At 55.8% G+C, this 17,430-nt stretch carries 13 protein-coding genes; 7 read left to right on the plus strand and 6 right to left on the minus strand.

What is annotated here, in order from left to right:
* Positions 1 to 4: 4 nt before the first annotated feature.
* On the minus strand, positions 5 to 1,690 hold the full coding sequence (locus tag AC6I8W_RS09785) for a ribulokinase (protein ID WP_497837968.1): 1,686 nt from the start codon (positions 1,688 to 1,690) through the stop codon (positions 5 to 7).
* A 367-nt stretch (positions 1,691 to 2,057) separates the two neighbouring features.
* On the opposite strand from AC6I8W_RS09785, the gene AC6I8W_RS09790 reads away from it, so the two are divergent.
* The 5 genes from AC6I8W_RS09790 (at position 2,058) to AC6I8W_RS09810 (ending at position 7,817) form a co-directional block, all read left to right on the plus strand.
* Positions 2,058 to 3,041: an arabinose ABC transporter substrate-binding protein gene (locus AC6I8W_RS09790; protein WP_497837969.1), complete on the plus strand. Its 984-nt coding sequence runs from the start codon at positions 2,058 to 2,060 to the stop codon at positions 3,039 to 3,041.
* Between the two features lie 114 nt (positions 3,042 to 3,155).
* Positions 3,156 to 4,676, plus strand: coding sequence for an L-arabinose ABC transporter ATP-binding protein AraG (araG, locus tag AC6I8W_RS09795; RefSeq protein WP_497837970.1), 1,521 nt, complete (start codon positions 3,156 to 3,158; stop codon positions 4,674 to 4,676).
* A 17-nt stretch (positions 4,677 to 4,693) separates the two neighbouring features.
* On the plus strand, positions 4,694 to 5,680 hold the full coding sequence (gene araH / locus AC6I8W_RS09800; RefSeq protein ID WP_497837971.1) for an L-arabinose ABC transporter permease AraH: 987 nt from the start codon (positions 4,694 to 4,696) through the stop codon (positions 5,678 to 5,680).
* A gap of 101 nt (positions 5,681 to 5,781) precedes the next feature.
* Positions 5,782 to 6,699 carry an arabinose operon transcriptional regulator AraC gene (gene araC, locus AC6I8W_RS09805; protein WP_497837972.1) on the plus strand — a complete coding sequence of 306 codons (918 nt, stop codon included), beginning with the start codon at positions 5,782 to 5,784 and terminating at the stop codon, positions 6,697 to 6,699.
* 77 nt (positions 6,700 to 6,776) lie between these two features.
* Positions 6,777 to 7,817, plus strand: a complete 1,041-nt coding sequence (locus tag AC6I8W_RS09810; RefSeq protein WP_497837973.1) for an oxidoreductase — start codon at positions 6,777 to 6,779, stop codon at positions 7,815 to 7,817.
* Positions 7,818 to 7,865: 48 nt separating this feature from the next.
* Here the strand turns inward: AC6I8W_RS09810 and add are convergent, their stop codons facing one another.
* The 3 genes from add to malX all read right to left on the minus strand — a co-directional run bounded on the left by add (position 7,866) and on the right by malX (position 11,746).
* Positions 7,866 to 8,864 (minus strand): adenosine deaminase, encoded by a 999-nt coding sequence (gene add / locus AC6I8W_RS09815; protein WP_497837974.1) that lies wholly within the window; start codon positions 8,862 to 8,864, stop codon positions 7,866 to 7,868.
* Between the two features lie 117 nt (positions 8,865 to 8,981).
* A complete protein-coding gene (locus AC6I8W_RS09820) occupies positions 8,982 to 10,157 on the minus strand; it encodes a MalY/PatB family protein (RefSeq protein ID WP_497837975.1) in 1,176 nt (391 codons plus the stop codon).
* 2 nt (positions 10,158 to 10,159) lie between these two features.
* A complete protein-coding gene (gene malX, locus AC6I8W_RS09825) occupies positions 10,160 to 11,746 on the minus strand; it encodes a maltose/glucose-specific PTS transporter subunit IIBC (protein WP_497837976.1) in 1,587 nt (528 codons plus the stop codon).
* A 179-nt stretch (positions 11,747 to 11,925) separates the two neighbouring features.
* Here malX and malI point away from each other — a divergent pair, with 179 nt between their 5' ends.
* Positions 11,926 to 12,954, plus strand: a complete 1,029-nt coding sequence (gene malI / locus AC6I8W_RS09830; protein ID WP_497837977.1) for a Mal regulon transcriptional regulator MalI — start codon at positions 11,926 to 11,928, stop codon at positions 12,952 to 12,954.
* Between the two features lie 45 nt (positions 12,955 to 12,999).
* On the opposite strand, the gene AC6I8W_RS09835 is transcribed toward malI, so the two are convergent.
* Together AC6I8W_RS09835 and manA are read right to left on the minus strand one after the other, a co-directional pair.
* Positions 13,000 to 14,499: a YdgA family protein gene (locus AC6I8W_RS09835; RefSeq protein WP_497837978.1), complete on the minus strand. Its 1,500-nt coding sequence runs from the start codon at positions 14,497 to 14,499 to the stop codon at positions 13,000 to 13,002.
* A gap of 128 nt (positions 14,500 to 14,627) precedes the next feature.
* Positions 14,628 to 15,803 (minus strand): mannose-6-phosphate isomerase, encoded by a 1,176-nt coding sequence (gene manA, locus AC6I8W_RS09840; RefSeq protein WP_497838154.1) that lies wholly within the window; start codon positions 15,801 to 15,803, stop codon positions 14,628 to 14,630.
* 198 nt (positions 15,804 to 16,001) lie between these two features.
* Here manA and fumC point away from each other — a divergent pair, with 198 nt between their 5' ends.
* Positions 16,002 to 17,399 (plus strand): class II fumarate hydratase, encoded by a 1,398-nt coding sequence (fumC, locus tag AC6I8W_RS09845; protein WP_497837979.1) that lies wholly within the window; start codon positions 16,002 to 16,004, stop codon positions 17,397 to 17,399.
* Positions 17,400 to 17,430: the final 31 nt, after the last annotated feature.

Here is a 17,430-nt window from a genome sequence, read left to right on the forward strand (position 1 = left end):
TCCTTCACTTAGCGGAAACGGTGCGTGCGGCATACTGCGGTTCAGCGGCCTGGCACCAATGTTGATAGCGTTGATAAAGTTGCTGATAGCGCGCCACGCGCAGGCTGTCTGGTTGCAGCGTGACGTCGATCGGGCTGGCCATGACCTGTTGGGCTGCCGGGACATCGGCATAGACCTGAGCGGCAACGGCGGCAAAAATGGCAGCACCAAGGGCGCAGCATTCGTCGGAGGCGACAATATCCAGCGGGCGATTCATCACGTCGCAACAGGCTTGCATGATGGCCGGGGATTTGCGCGCGATACCGCCGAGAGTCAGCACGTTCTCCACCGGGATCTGCTGCTGCTCGAAGCACTCCATAATGGCGCGTGCGCCAAAGGCGGTGGCGGCGATCAGCCCGCCGAACAAGGCCGGGGCGTCGGTGCCAAGATTGAGGTCGGTAATCACGCCTTTCAGACGTTGGTTGGCATCCGGGGTGCGACGCCCGTTGAACCAGTCGAGTACCACCGGCAAATGGTCGAGTTGCGGATCGGCAGCCCAGGCTTCGGTCAGTTGCCGGATCAGATCTTTTTGCAGACTTTCCAGTTGGGCGCGCAGTTCAGGGTGTTGCTGTGCCGCTTGTTGCAGCGGCCAGCCAAGCAGGCGGCTGAACCAGGCATAGATATCTCCGAACGCGGATTGACCTGCTTCGCAGCCAATCGCCCCGGGCACTACGCTACCATCCACCTGCCCACAGATGCCTTTAATCGCGCGGTCACCTACTTTTTCACTGTCGGCAATCAAAATGTCGCAGGTTGAGGTGCCAATCACCTTCACCAGCGTATAGGGTTGTGCACCGGCACCGACAGCACCCATATGACAATCAAAAGCACCACCTGACAACACCACTTGCCGCGACAAACCGAGGCGTTGCGCCCATTCGGCGCTCAGCGTACCGACCGGGATATCAGCCGTCCAGGTATCGGTAAACAGCGGATAGTCAAGCTGCGCGGTCAACAGTGGATCGAGCGCATTGAGGAAATCGGCGGGTGGCAGACCTTGCCAGTCCGGGTGCCAGAGCGACTTATGTCCGGCGGCGCAACGACCACGGCGCAGCTGTTGCGGGGCGGTGGTGCCACTCAGCAGCGCGGGAACCCAGTCACACAACTCCACCCAGGAGACAGCTGCGTCACGTACCGCAGCATCTTCACGCGATACGTGCAGAATTTTGGCCCAGAACCACTCAGACGAATAAATGCCGCCGATATAGCGGGTGTAATCGGTGAAGCGGCCACTGTGGCACAACTGATTGATCTCTTCGGCTTCCTCTATGGCGGTGTGATCTTTCCACAACACAAACATCGCATTGGGGTTGTCGGCGAACTCAGGACGTAACGCCAACACCTTGCCCTCGCGGTCGATCGGTGCCGGAGTAGAACCGGTGCTGTCCACGCCAATCCCGACTACCGCATCTCGCTGCTCGGGAGTGAGAGCCTGCACCACCGTAACCAGCGCCTGTTCCAGCGCATCAATATAATCCTGCGGATGATGGCGAAAGCGGTTGGCATGCGCATCGCAAAACATTCCTTTGGCCCAGCGCGAATAGTTGACCACCGCTTTTTCCAGTTCTTTGCCACTTTGGCAGTCCACGGCCAGGGCTCGGACAGAATCGCTGCCAAAATCCAGCCCGATGGTGATAGCGCCAGCGCCCATTGAAATTCTCCTGTGTCAGTTATCTGTGAGTATCCTGGAATGGGTGGGCTGGAGCGGTTAGTCATCCCCGGCTGAGAATATGCACTTTTCTGTCATCAGCAGCCATTTCGTGATCCACTGCAAAAGTTAACGACCGGTTAATTTTGCTGAATATATGGATGATTTTGTCGTCGTTCCGGGATGTGATACCGCTCTACATTTTTTGGTGCTTTTCCCGCTACAACTAGCCCAGCGTTTGCACAGCCTTTGTACAAACCTTGCTCTAACGCGCTGATTTTTCGCTGTACCCGTAAGAGAAATCAGAGTGGTAGCGCTTACACCGATTCGTTTATTGCACGCTAAAAACATCATTGTGCCGGAGAGCATCATGCATAAATTCACTAAAGCGCTGGCGGCGGTTGGTCTCGCCGCGGTTATGTCACATTCCGCTATCGCCGAGACGATGAAGCTCGGTTTTCTTGTCAAACAACCGGAGGAACCCTGGTTCCAGACTGAGTGGCGCTTCGCCGACAAAGCCGGCAAAGATCTCGGCTTTGAGGTGATCAAAATCGCGGTGCCGGATGGCGAAAAAACCCTGAATGCGATCGATAGCCTGGCCGCCAGTGGCGCGAAAGGATTCGTCATTTGTACACCGGACCCGAAACTGGGATCGGCGATCATGGCGAAAGCCCGCAGTTACGATTTGAAGGTGATTGCGGTTGATGATCAGTTCGTCAACGCCAAAGGCAAACCGATGGACACCGTGCCATTGGTGATGATGGCGGCGACCAAAATCGGCGAGCGTCAGGGCCAGGAACTGTATAAAGAAATGCAAAAACGTGGCTGGGATGTGAAAGAAACCGGCGTGATGGCGATCACCGCCAATGAACTGGACACCGCCCGTCGCCGTACCTCTGGCTCAATGGACGCGCTGAAAGCGGCAGGCTTCCCGGCTGCGCAGATCTACCAGGTGCCAACTAAATCCAATGATATTCCTGGCGCATTTGACGCCGGTAACTCGCTGCTGGTACAGCACCCGCAAGTGAAACACTGGCTGATTCTCGGCATGAATGACAACACTGTGTTGGGCGGCGTGCGCGCCACCGAAGGTCAGGGCTTTAAGGCTCCCGACGTGATCGGGATTGGTATCAACGGAGTGGATGCCGTTAGCGAGTTGTCGAAAGGGCAACCGACCGGCTTCTATGGTTCGCTGCTGCCCAGCCCGGACGTACACGGCTATAAAAGTAGCCAAATGTTGTATGACTGGGTAACCAAAGGACAAGAACCGGCGAAGTTCACTGAAGTGACCGACGTGGTGCTGATCACCCGCGATAACTTCAAAACTGAACTGGCGAAAAAAGGGCTGATGTAAGTCGCCAAACCACAAGTGCGCTTATCCCCAGGCGCTTGATGGCCTGAGCCACCTGGGATAAGCGCGCTGCTTAAGCCGTTGCGCACGAAGTATGAAGGTTATAGAGGAGTCTCCATGAACACTGATCCTGCTTTTCTGTCGTTTCATGGCATCAGCAAAACGTTTCCTGGCGTTAAAGCGTTACAGGATATCTCGTTCAGCTGCCGTGCCGGTGAGGTGCATGCGCTGATGGGCGAGAACGGCGCGGGCAAATCCACGCTGTTAAAAATTCTCAGCGGCAGCTACCAGCCGACCGCCGGTGAGATCCACATCAAAGGCCAGCCGATGCGTTTTAATCACACCACCGAAGCGCTGGATGCGGGTGTGGCGATTATTTATCAGGAGCTGCATTTGGTGCCGGAAATGAGCGTGGCGGAGAACATCTACCTCGGTCAGATTCCGCATCGCCACGGCCTGGTGAACCGTAAGTTGCTGCGCTACGAAGCGGGCTTACAGTTGCAAAATCTCGGCATGGATATCGATCCGGATATGCCGTTGAAATACCTGTCGCTCGGACAATGGCAGATGGTGGAAATTGCCAAAGCGCTGGCGCGTAATGCGCGCATTATCGCCTTTGATGAACCCACCAGCTCGCTGTCAGCACGCGAGATTGAACATCTGTTCCGCGTCATCCGTCAGCTGCGCGAGCAGGGGCGGGTGGTGCTGTATGTCTCACATCGCATGGAAGAGATTTTTGCCCTGAGTGATGCCATCACCGTATTTAAAGATGGCCGCTATGTACGCACCTTCACTGATATGCAGAACACGCATCATGAAGATCTGGTACAGGCGATGGTGGGTCGCAATCTGGGGGATATCTATGGTTACGCTCCGCGTGATTTGGGGCCCGTGCGTTTGCAGCTGGACCAGGTGGAGGCGCAGGGTGTGCGCATGCCGATTTCGCTAGAGGTCCGGGCCGGTGAAATCGTCGGGCTGTTCGGTCTGGTGGGGGCCGGGCGCAGTGAATTAATGAAGGGACTGTTTGGCGCTACCCGTCTGCGCGGTGGCAGCGTGTCGCTGGACGGTAAAAAACTCAATATTCGCCAACCGATCGATGCGATCCGTGCCGGGATTATGCTGTGTCCGGAAGACCGCAAAGCAGAAGGGATTATTCCGGTACATTCGGTGCGTGACAACATCAACATCAGTGCGCGTCGCCACAATCTCACCGCTGGCTGTTTGATCAAGCCGGGCTGGGAGGAAAAAAACGCCGACAGCCATATCCGCTCGCTCAATATCAAAACCCCGCATGCGCAACAACTGATTATGAACCTGTCCGGTGGCAACCAGCAGAAGGCGATACTTGGCCGCTGGCTGTCAGAAGAGATGAACGTGATCCTGCTGGATGAGCCGACGCGCGGCATTGATGTTGGGGCGAAACACGAGATTTATAACCTGATTTATCAACTGGCAAACAAAGGTATTGCTGTGTTGTTTGCTTCCAGCGATTTGCCTGAAGTGATGGGTCTTGCTGACCGTATCGTGGTGATGCGCGAAGGTGAAATTGCCGGGGAACTGCCACACGACCGTGCCACGGAGCAGCTGACGCTGGGCCTGGCGATGCCGAAAACGACTCAAGCGGCCGCTGTGGCCTGATGTAAAGGAGAGCAATTATGGCTTCATCTACCACTTCTAATACGCCACCTACTCAGCGCAGCGGCCTGCAACTGGGGCGTATCTGGGATAACTTCGGCATGCTGGTGGTGTTCGCGCTGCTGTTTATTGCCTGTACGATTTTTGTCCCCAACTTCGGATCCTTTATCAATATGAAAGGATTGGGGCTGGCGATGTCAATGTCCGGTATGGTGGCGTGCGGCATGCTGTTCTGCCTCGCGTCGGGGGATTTTGACCTGTCGGTGGCTTCGGTTATCGCCTGTGCGGGCGTGGTGACGGCGGTGGTCATCAACCTCACCGAAAGCCTGTGGATTGGCGTAGCGGCAGGGCTATTGCTGGGTATGGCGACCGGGTTTATTAACGGTTTCGTTATTGCGCGGCTGAAGATTAATGCGTTGATCACCACACTGGCGACGATGCAGATTGTGCGTGGTCTGGCCTATATCTTCTCAGACGGTAAAGCGGTGGGGATCGAAGATGAACGCTTCTTCGCTCTTGGCTATGCTAACTGGTTCGGCCTGCCAGCACCGATCTGGCTGACCATCGCCACCATGATTGTGTTCGGCTTCCTGCTGAATAAAACCACCTTTGGGCGAAATACGCTGGCGATTGGCGGTAACGAGGAGGCGGCACGTCTCGCAGGGGTACCGGTGGTGCGTACTCGCATCATCATCTTTATCCTCTCCGGGCTGGTCTCAGCGGCGGCAGGCATCATTCTGGCTTCGCGTATGACCAGCGGTCAGCCGATGACTTCGCTGGGATACGAACTGATCGTGATCTCTGCCTGTGTGCTGGGTGGAGTGTCGTTGAAAGGCGGCATTGGTAAAATTTCCTACGTGGTTGCCGGGGTGTTGATCCTCGGGACGGTTGAGAATGCGATGAATCTCCTGAATATTTCGCCCTTCTCACAGTATGTGGTGCGCGGTTTGATATTGTTAGCAGCGGTGATTTTTGACCGCTACAAACAGAAAAATAAAGCCGCCTGAGTCAAGCCACTCCGTAATGGCGTGATTTATCGCGCGGACTCAAAAACCGCACGATAAATCGTGCCGCTACGGTAATTAATCACGCGAAAAGTGAGGGCATTATGTACCACCGTGAACCCCCTGTGGCACAACAAAACCCGTTATTGCCAGGTTACCCTTTTAATGCCTGGCTGGTGGCCGGATTGACGCCGATTACCGCCGATGGCCCGCTCGATTTTTTTATCGACCGTCCGCTGGGTATGAAAGGCTATATCCTCAACCTGACCATCAAAGGTGAAGGTCGGGTATTTGATGGCGAACAGTCATTCGATTGCCTGCCGGGCGATATGCTGCTGTTTCAACCAAAAACTCCTCACTACTATGGACGCGCGCCGGATAGCCCATGCTGGTTCCATCGCTGGGTCTATTTCCGCCCGCGGGCTTACTGGACCGACTGGCTGCAATGGCAGGATGAGAGCCTGGGAGTGGGACGCTTGCGTCTGTCGGAAGCCCAACGCGCGGAATTTGACCGCCTGTTTGCCAGCATTGAACAAACCCATAACTCCGGACGGCGCTTCGCCGAGGAACTGGCGATGAACCTGCTGGAACGTCTGTTGCTGCGTGCGGTGGAGGAAGATCCACGCAGCCATCAGCAAATTCGTGACCCGCGCGTGATTGAAGCCTGTCAGTACGTGACCAATCATCTGGCCAGCGAAGTAAAAATTGAAGAGGTGGCGCGCCATGTCTGTCTCTCGCCGTCGCGCCTGGCCCACCTGTTCCGTGAGCAGATGGGGATTAATCTGCTGCGCTGGCGCGAGGATCAGCGTGTAATCCGCGCGAAATTATTGTTGCAGACCACCCAGGAACCGATCGCGTCGGTGGGGCGTGAAGTGGGCTATGATGACCAACTTTATTTTTCCCGCGTGTTCCGCAAACGCGTCGGCGTCAGCCCGAGTGATTTTCGTCGTCGTAGTCAGGATGCTCACGATGCGCTGGTGGCGCAGGAGAGCTGGCAACCGGCACGGAGTGCGATATCCTGAGTTTTCGGCTGATTCCCGCTTGTTCGTAGGCGCTGATTCGTCTTAAATCAGACAGGTAACGAACAAGAGGAATGATAATGAGCGATAAACTTCGTGTCGGCCTGATAGGCTACGGATTTGCCAGCAAAACTTTCCATGCACCGCTGATCGCCGGTACGCCAGAGGTGGAACTGGCGGCGATCTCCAGCAGCGACGCTTCTAAAGTGCACGCTGATTGGCCGTCGGTACAGGTAGTGAGTGATCCGCAGACGCTGCTGGACGATCCGACACTGCATCTGATTGTAATTCCTACCCCTAACGATACCCACTTCCCTCTGGCGAAAGCGGCGCTCAATGCCGGCAAACATGTGGTGGTCGATAAACCGTTCACCGTCACCCTGTCTCAGGCGCGTGAACTTGATGCACTGGCAAAAGCCAAAGGGTTGCTGCTGTCGGTGTTCCATAACCGCCGCTGGGACAGTGATTTTCTTACCCTGAAATCACTGCTGGCGGAGGGATCGCTGGGCGAGATTCGCTATCTGCAATCACACTTTGACCGCTTCCGCCCGGAAGTGCGCCAGCGCTGGCGTGAGATGAAAGGGCCGGGCAGCGGTATCTGGTTCGATCTCGGGCCGCATGTGCTCGATCAGGCGTTGCAGCTGTTTGGTACACCGGTGGCGATCAATGTGGACATGGCAGAGCTGCGCACTGGTGCGCAAACCACTGACTATTTCCATGCCACCCTGACGTACCCCCAACGTCGCGTGGTGCTGCATGCCAGCATGCTGGCGGCGGCGGAGTCAGCGCGCTTCATTGTGCACGGTACTCGAGGTAGCTATGTCAAATATGGTCTCGACCCACAGGAAGATCGTCTGAAGGCAGGCGAACGTCCGCCAAAAGAGGAGTGGGGCTACGATATGCGCGACGGCGTGCTGACGCTGGCCGACGGAGATGTGATGGTGGAGAAGGCGCTGCTGACGCTGCCAGGTAACTATCCGGCCTACTATGCGGCAGTGCGTGATGCTATCGCGGGCACCGGTGCTAACCCGGTGACGGCGGAGGAAGCCATCCAGGTGATGGAGTTAATCGAGCTGGGCTTGCAATCGGCGGAAAAACGCCAGACGTTGTCACTGAAGTAATCACGTTCCCGTCGCGGCGCGATTTATCGCGCCGCGACGTTAATAAATTTATCCCGCTACGCGTGCGCGCAGCGCGGCTTTCTCCGCATCACTCAGAAACGCAATCGTCACCCCATTTTCCTGCGCCTGACGCATCTCGGCTGAGGTCAGCCCGGCTTGTGGTGCCGCCACCTGATACTCGTGCGCCAGCTCAATACCTTGAACCGCCGGGTCATCGGTGTTAATGGTGGCGAGAATACCGTGGTTGAGGAAGGCTTTCAGCGGATGGCTGGCGAACGAGGAGACGGTGCTGGTCTGAATATTCGACGTCAGACAGGATTCGATACCAATTTTCTGCTCGGCCAGGAAATCCATCAGCGCGCGATCTTCAATTGCTTTCACACCGTGGCCGATACGCTCGGCACCCAATTCGCGAATCGCCTGCCAGATGCTTTCCGGGCCAGCGGCTTCACCGGCATGGACGGTGATACGAAAACCGGCGTCGCGGGCGCGATTAAAGTGGCTAAGAAACTCGCTACCTGGGAAGCCCAGTTCGTCACCGGCTAAATCGACGGCGGTAATACCCTCGCGATGCGCCAGCAAACCTTCCAGTTCACGCAGGCAAGCTTCGTCGCCAAAGGTACGGCTCATAATGCCGATTAGACGGACATCGACACCGTACTGTTGTACACCGGCGCGCACACCATCGATCACCGCTTCAACCACACCAGCAATTGGCAACTGGTGCGTCATTGCCATATAACCTGGCGAAAAGCGCAGTTCAGCGTAGTGGATACCGGCACGCGCGGCATCTTCGACGTTTTCCAATGCAATGCGACGACAGGCATCAAGATCGCCCAACACCTTCACGCCCCAGTCCAGCTTTTGCAGGAAGCTCACCAGGTCCGGTTCATTGGCGGTGACCTGCACATGCGGGCGCAGCGTCTCAAGGGTGGCAGCGGGCAGGGCAAGATTAAACTGACGACCTAAATCGAGGATGGTTTGTGCACGGATGTTGCCATCAAGATGGCGGTGGATGTCGGTCAGAGGGATTTTTGCATCAATCATGTCGCACTCGCAGCGTTATCGTAAAGTGCAGAGCATTATAAAAATATCTTGCGCAACAACGCCAGCGATTTGCGCAAATGACGCGGTAGATGCTGCATAAAGCAGCATCTACCACGTTTAACGGACTTGCAGGGCGGCGATTAAGCGATTAAGTCCCTCGTCCAGTTTGGCGCGCGGGCACCCGGCATTGAGGCGTAACCAGCCGCGACTGGCTTCACCATAGGTTGAGCCGGGCATGATGGCGACTTTATGTTGTTGAATCAGGCGTTGTTGCAATTGCTGCTCATCAATCTCCAGCGGATTAAGATCGATCCATGCCAGATAGGTGGCGGCAGGAGGCTGCCAATTGAGCAGCGGAAAGGCGCTGTTCAGGCGTTGCGCCACGTGCAGCATATTCGCGTGCAGGTAGCTGCGCAGTGCGTCCAGCCAGGGCGCACCTTCACGGTAAGCGGCAATGGTCGCCGCCAGAGCCATCACCGCCGGGGAGGATAAACCATCCTGCTGCTTCAACGCCCGGAACCACGTTTGCCGATCGTGGGTATCGGCAATGATTCCCCAGGCACCGCTCAGCGCCGGAATATTGAAACTTTTCGAGGCGGAGGTGAACAGTGCCCAGTCCGATTGAGCCACGGCGCTCCACGGAAGATGCTGCGCGTTGCCCAGCACCATATCCATATGAATTTCGTCGCTGATTACTTTGACCCCATGCCGGGCGCACAGTGCCGCCATCTGCTGTAACTCATCTGGCCGCCATACTTTGCCGGTTGGATTGTGCGGGCTACACAGCAACATCACTTTGCAGCGTGGGCGCGCCAGTTGTTCCTCCAAATGTTGCATATTGCAATGCCACTGCTGGCCGTCAGGCCGCAACGGCAGGGCCAGCACTCGACGCTGATTGCTTTCAATGGTGTGGTAAAAAGCATCGTAAGCCGGAGTGTGGATCAGTACTTCATCATCAGGTTGCGTCCAGTGACGCAGCAACTGCGCCACCATATAGATCACCGAAGGTCCATAAACGATTGACTCCGCTGCAACCGGGCAGCCGAAGCGTGTCTGCATCCAGTGCCGGATGGCGCTGAGGAAGGCCTCGTGCTGCCAGCGGCTGTAACCAAACACACCGTGATCAAGCCGCTGTTGCAAGGCTGCAATCACGCAAGGCGCAGTAGCAAAATCCATATCGGAGATGGTGAACGGCAGCAGGTCGGGCGCACCAAAGCGGTCTGCAACAAAATCCCACTGAGTGCACCAACTACCGTGGCGATCGATTACCTGGTCAAAGTTGAAGGTCTGCATCGTTACACCGTTGCGCTCATCAAATGAGCCATCTCATCTTTAACCGACTGCACCTGCGGGCCGATCACCACCTGCACACTGGTCTTGTTAAGATGCACCACACCAATTGCGCCATTCGCCTTAAGCACGGCATCATCGACTTTGCTCATATCGGCCACCGACAGGCGCAGGCGCGTCAGGCAATTATCCAGTGAGGTGATATTTTCCACCCCGCCCAGGGCAGCGAGAATGGCCGGGGTGTTATAGCCTGATTTACCCACGCCAGCACGGCCCACCTGCTGTTCCACCTGGCTGTTATCGATTTCGCGTCCTGGGGTTTTGATGTTGAAACGGGTGATGGCAAAACGAAAGATGCAGTAGTAACCGGCAAACCAGACCGCAGCGATGACCGGAACCCAATACCATTTCGTCGACAGGCCATGCAGGATGCCGAATACCAGGAAATCAATCACGTTGCCATCGGTATTACCGATAGTTACCCCGAGAATGGCCATCACGGTAAAGCCAAGCCCGGTCAGCAGGGCGTGAATCAGATAAAGGACCGGGGCAACGAACAGGAACAGAAACTCGATGGGTTCTGTGGTGCCGCCAACTACGCAGGCCACCACGCCGGAAATCAGCAGACCTTTAATTTTGTGACGATTTTCCGGTCGGGCACAGTGATACATCGCCAGCGCCGCCCCCGGCAGACCACCGAGGAAGGCAGGCATTTTACCTTGCGACAGAAAGCGCGTGGCACTCTCGGCAAAGCCCTGTGTGGACGGGCAGGCCAACTGCGCCTGGAAGATGGTCAGTGCACCGCTGACGGAATGACCGCACACATCGAGGGTGCCACCCGCATCAGTGAAGCGAATAATCGCTACCAGAATATGCTGTAAGCCAAATGGCAACAGCAGACGTTCGCCAGTACCAAACAACATTGGGCCGAAATCGCCGGCGCTATTGATCATCCAACCCAGGCCGGTAATGGCGCGTGCGAACCACGGCCAAATCATTGGAACCACCAGACCCAGCACGCCCATCACCAGCGTGGTGATGATCGGGACAAAGCGAGTGCCGCCGAAAAAAGCCAGAGCATCCGGCAGACGGATGTTGTGAAAGCGTTCATGTAGCCAGAACACCACAATACCCACAATCACCGCGCCGAGAATGCCGGTATCGATCGAGGGGATGCCAAGGATGGTTTGTACGTTGTTGGCCTTCAGCACGGCAGCGTCGGTGGTGGGCAGGATAGCGTTGATATTCAACCAGAAATTGATGCTCAGATTAAGCACCGCATAGCCGACAAAACCGGCAAAGGCGGCAACCCCTTTGTTTTCACGCGCCATACCAAGCGGAATGGCGATGGCAAACATCACTGGAAGATAGCTAAAGGCAAAGGAACCGATTTTCGCCATCCAGACAAACAGATACTGCAATAGCGGCTGGTCGAGCAGAGGAATCAACCTCAAAACATCATGGCTGCTCAGTGAGCTGCCGATGCCGAGCAAAATGCCGCAAAACGACAGCAGCGCCACTGGCAACATAAAAGTCTTACCCAAACTTTGAAAAAACTCCCAAAGCGACATTTTCGGTCGACTACTGGACATATCCCTCTCCTGGCAAAGAAATCATCATCAACGTGAAGTGCATAGATGATAAAACGTTTTACCAAGAGATATTCCTGCAAAAATGGAGAATTGTGACTAACGTTACGCTTTCTTTTTGTGTTGAACGGTGTAACGTTTTATCTCATTGTTTCTACACTCCTTCAGCCACGACGAATACCATGACGCAGCAGAAAATAACCATTCATGAAGTCGCTGAGGCAGCCGGTGTCTCCGTCACCACCGTTTCCCTGGTGCTCTCCGGCAAAGGGCGCATATCCACCGCCACCAGTGCCCGCGTTAATCAGGCAATTGAACAACTGGGTTATATCCGCAATCGATCCGCAGCTGCATTACGCGGTGCGGAAAGTGGCGTTATTGGCCTGATTGTGCGCGACCTCAGTCAACCCTTCTATGCCGCAATGACCGCCGGATTGAGTGAGGTGCTGGAACAGCAGGGGAAAATGCTGGTGCTGACGCAAAGTGGTCACAATGACCAACAGCTGGAGCGATGTTTTGCCTCATTAGTGGCTCAGGGAGTGGATGGCGTGGTGCTGGGCGGAGCCCCCGCGCAGGCCGAGAAGTTGGTGATGCAGGCGCAGGAGCAGGGGATCGCCCTGGTCTGCGCTGCGCGGGCCAGTAGCCTGGACCAGGTCGATTCCCTTTATCCGGATAATAGCCAGGCCGCGCGCCTTGCCACCGAATATCTGATTCGTAAGGGGCATCAGCGTATTGCCTGGATTGGCGGCTCCACCGCATCGCTGACGCGCGCTGAGCGTATCGGGGGCTACTGTGCCACTTTGCTGCAATATGGCTTACCCTTCCGGCCGGAATGGATCATTGAATGTGGTGACCGCCAGCCCGAGGTCGCAGCGGTTACCGCGCAGCTATTGCGCCAGCATCCGGGTATTACGGCGATTCTGGCACACAACGCGACGGTAACGCTGGGCTGTTATTTTGGCGCACTCCATAGCGGGAGAACCCTGGCGGAAGGGGCGGTGGGTAGCTACTACAGTCAGCAACTGGCGTTAGTCGGTTTCAATGACGACCCACAGCGGGAGTTGTACGATCCGGCGCTGACCTTTGTCAGCAGCGGTGCGCGTGAAGTGGGACGTCGCGCCGGGCAGCGCATGTTACAGCGCCTGGCACAGCCGTCTGGTGAGGTGCAGACATTGATCGTCCCGCCACAATTGCTGCCAGGGCAGACATAATTCGTAGCGGCGCGATTTATCGCGCCGCTACAAGGTGATAAACAGTTACTCCGGCATGCCTTCGCTGGTTTGACTGCCCAGCATATAACGTGACAGGAACTGCTCCAGCGACAGTTTGTCACCGTTCATAGTTACCTGACCGTTGTTGTACTGTAGGCTGGTGGTGATGTTGTCATCCTGCTGTTGCGTCAGGCGGAACATTTGCCCCATGGCCGCCAGACCTTTCACTTGCTGGTCTGCCAGCTTCTGCGCGTCATCACCCTGGTAGCCTTCAGCCAGGCCGACATGGCGCATCACCTCGGTGGCCATCGGCATGTTGATCACCAACTTACCATCAAGGGTTTTCAGCACGCGATCCACCGCAGCGCTCAGGGTTTGCGCTTCACCGGTGACACTCGCTGGATCGTTAAAACCGACGTTCAGGTTAAAGGTGCTTTCGCCTTTCTCGTTTTTCCAGCTCAGTGGAGCAATGCTGACCGTTGGCGAGCCTTTCAGCAACGTCGGCAGATTGTTCATCAGGATGGTATGAACGCCTTCCTGATAACGGATGGGATCATCAATCAGACCCGGCTGGTTCAGCAGGTTCTGAATTTGTGTGTTGTAGCTATCGGAGAAGGCTTTGACCGCCTGGGCATCGAACTGTGCCAGTTTCATCGTCACTTTAGCTTCACCAAACGGCTGCTTTTGCAGGCTGATATTGCCGACCTGATAATCGATCTGGCCGCCAATTTTACCGTCTTTGTTGTCGAACGATGAGGTGCCGTTCATTTTTTCCAGCGTCAGCCCTTCCTGACCGTTAACGCTGGCGGTCAGTTTATCCAGAGTGATCTGCTGATCGCCCACGCGCACCCCTTCCGGGCTGAGATGGGTATCACCGCTCATCTTCAGACCATTCAGGGTAAACAGCACCGGCTGGTTAACTTCGTTCTTGCTGGCAAACGCAATGCTGGAGAAATCCCCCTGCACGCCAACGTTATTGCCTTGCTGATCCGCGCTGACATTCAGCGTGCCACCGTTGGTCGCCAGACGCACACCATTTTGCGCATCCTGATAATCGGCTGGCAGCAGAGTCAGTGCAGTATCGGTTGCACCGCTGTAGCCGATGCGGGTATCCGCGTTGACCAGCGATTTGCCATTGGTCAGTTCAAACAGTTTCTTCACGGCATCGGTGTTTTCCAGCTCGCTGTGCACAGATGCCATGCTGGGGATCAGCACGCCATGTTTCAGCTGTGAAAAAGGAAAGGGACCGTGATCGATAACGGTGTTCAGCACAATGCTTTGGCCCGGCTTCAGTAGCGGATTGTCTTCGGTTTGCGAGCTGGCTTGCAGCACCAGTTTGGCTTTACTGCTGAACAGACCACGCTGATAATCCTGATAGCTGAGCGTCAGGCGGCTGTTGGGCGCGTAAGCGTTGATTTGTGCATTGGCGTTTTGCACCATCTGATCAATATGGCTTTCCAGTTGCTTGCCGGTAAACCAGGCTGCGCCGGTCCAGATTACCCCGAGGGCTACAATCACACCTACGGCAATCTTGGTCTTTTTCATCGCTGAGTCGTCCTTATCCTTGCGTCCGCAGGCACCTGGTGTGTGCGGCGGGTGAAGAAAAACGCCCGCAGGCGTTTTAAATTAATAGTTTGAAAATGATAGCAGTTAACCGGACGGTCGTCAGCCGCTTATGGAAGGGTATTGAAGACGCGCGCCAGGCGACCCGTGCCCGTGGCTGTCACCGGCGACTCACTGGCAGCGATGAAGCAGGACTCACCCGGTTGTAGCACCAGTTGCTGGCCCGACTTCTCAATCACTGCCTGACCTTCGATGCAAAACAACAACGCGGCGCTTTGTTGTGCAAGCCCTTGTGGTTGGTCATGCAGGGTGTGAATGGCGAAGGCAAAGTCCTCGACCGGAATCGGGAAATTCAGCGTGTCGCCTTGCTGTTGCGGCTGCGTCAGCAGCGTCGCGGCGGGTTTAGCGTGGAATTTCAGGTTCGCCAGCAGCTCCGGAATATCAATAAACTTCGGCGTCAGACCGGCTCGTAACACATTATCCGAGTTTGCCATCACCTCCAGCGCCACCCCCTTCAGATAAGCATGCGGGGTTTCGGCAAACAAAAACATCGCTTCACCCGGTTGCAGGGTAATCACGTTCAACAGCAACGGTGAGAACAGACCGTTGTCGTCGGGATAATCGGCCGCAATGGTTTTAATTGTCTGCCAGGGTTCGCCTTCATGTGCGTTAAGCGCGGCTTTCAACACGCCGAGCGCGCGTGATTTGGCGTCATCGGTGAGCGAAAGCAGGGTAGTGAACAGGGTGACCAGATTGGCTTCGTCGGCATGTTCCAGGAAGTGGGCAATTTGCGGATGCGCACCTGCAACCGGCTCGAACAATGAAACAATCTCATGCAGCTCACGGAAGCCATTCATCGCCTGAAAAGGAGTCAGGGCGTAAACCAGCTCCGGTTTGTGATTAGCATCTTTATAGTTACGTTCGGCGGCGCTCAGGGGAATTCCCGCCGCATTTTCGCGCGCAAAACCGACTTCGGCGGCGCTTTTGCTCGGGTGGACCTGAATCGATAACGCCTGGTCAGCGCACAGCACTTTAAACAAAAACGGTAGCTCACCAAAGCGCTGTGCGACCGCCGCACCCAGCATGGCGGTTTTATCGGCGTCAATCACGTCCCGCAGTGATCGCGTCTCGCCATTGATCTCGACGGTGGAGGGGCTTTTGGGATGTGCCCCCATCCAGAGTTCAGCCATCGGTAATCCTTGCGGGTTAGCGATGCCATACAGTTCGGTCAGCGCGGTTGTGCTGCCCCATGCGTAATTTTGCAGCGAATTGTTCAATTTTTGCATCATTCATCCCCGATAACGGTAAGGCTATAAGCATATTAAGGCATAAACAGCCATTGAAAATACATCAACGAGTGCAATAAATGCGAATGACTCTCATAATGTAAAATTCTGAAAAGTGACAATCTTGCCCGCTCAGTCGATCGCGCATGACGTGACGCTGAGCCTAAACCTCAATATCTGAGTTAAGGAGACGTAGTCATGGCAGCCCATCGCATTGAAAAAGACTCAATGGGACCGATTGAAGTACCGGCAGATAAGTTGTGGGGCGCGCAAACGCAGCGTTCACTGGAACATTTCCGGATCTCGACAGAAAAAATGCCGGTTGCGTTGGTGCATGCTCTGGCGCTGACCAAACGTGCGGCGGCCCAGGTCAACAGCGATCTGGGACTGTTACCGGCCGAGCGTGCCGATGCGATTATGAAGGCAGCGGACGAAGTGCTGGCCGATAAGCACAGCGATGAATTCCCACTGTCGATCTGGCAGACCGGCTCCGGCACCCAGACCAACATGAATATGAACGAAGTGCTGGCGAACCGCGCCAGCGAGATTCTGGGTGGTGAGCGCGGCATGTCACGTCTGGTGCATCCGAACGATGACGTGAATAAAAGCCAGAGTTCCAACGATGTATTCCCAACCGCGATGCACGTGGCGGCGGTGATTGCCGTGCGTGAGCAACTGATCCCACAATTACTGGTGCTGAAAAAAACGCTGAATGACAAAGCTGAGGCGTTTAAAGACATCGTTAAAATTGGTCGGACCCACTTGCAGGACGCCACGCCGTTGACCCTCGGCCAGGAGATCTCTGGCTGGGTGGCAATGCTGGAACATAACCTCAAACACATTGAACACAGCATTCCGCATCTGGCCGAACTGGCGCTGGGCGGTACAGCGGTGGGCACCGGTCTGAACACCCACCCGGAATATGCGGTACGTGTGGCTAAGGCGCTGGCCGAGCTGACCAAACAGCCGTTTGTTACCGCACCGAATAAATTCGAAGCACTGGCGACGGTCGATGCGCTGGTACATGCGCACGGCGCGCTGAAAGGTCTGGCGGCGTCGCTGATGAAAATCGCCAACGATGTGCGCTGGTTGTCATCCGGCCCACGCTGCGGCATTGGCGAACTTTCCATCCCGGAAAACGAACCAGGCAGCTCGATCATGCCAGGCAAAGTGAACCCGACGCAGTGCGAGGCGCTCACCATGCTGAGTTGCCAGGTGCTGGGTAATGATGTGGCGGTCAACGTGGGCGGCGCATCCGGTAACTTCGAGCTGAACGTCTTCCGACCGATGGTGATCCATAACTTCCTGCAATCGATTCGTCTGCTGGCTGACGGCATGGACAGTTTCAATCACCACTGCGCAGTGGGTATTGAACCGAACCGCGACCGGATCGAGCAACTGCTGAACGAGTCGCTGATGCTGGTCACCGCGCTCAATACCCATATCGGCTATGACAAGGCGGCAGAAATCGCCAAGAAAGCGCATAAAGAGGGGCTGACACTGAAAGGTTCAGCGCTGAAGTTGGGGTATCTGACCGAAGAACAGTTTGATGCCTGGGTACGCCCCGAAGAGATGGTTGGCAGTATGAAGGCGTAAACTGCCCGCCCCATAACATCAGGCCAGCATC

Source organism: Pantoea sp. X-Soil-TKNS-1211 (genome assembly GCF_059730495.1).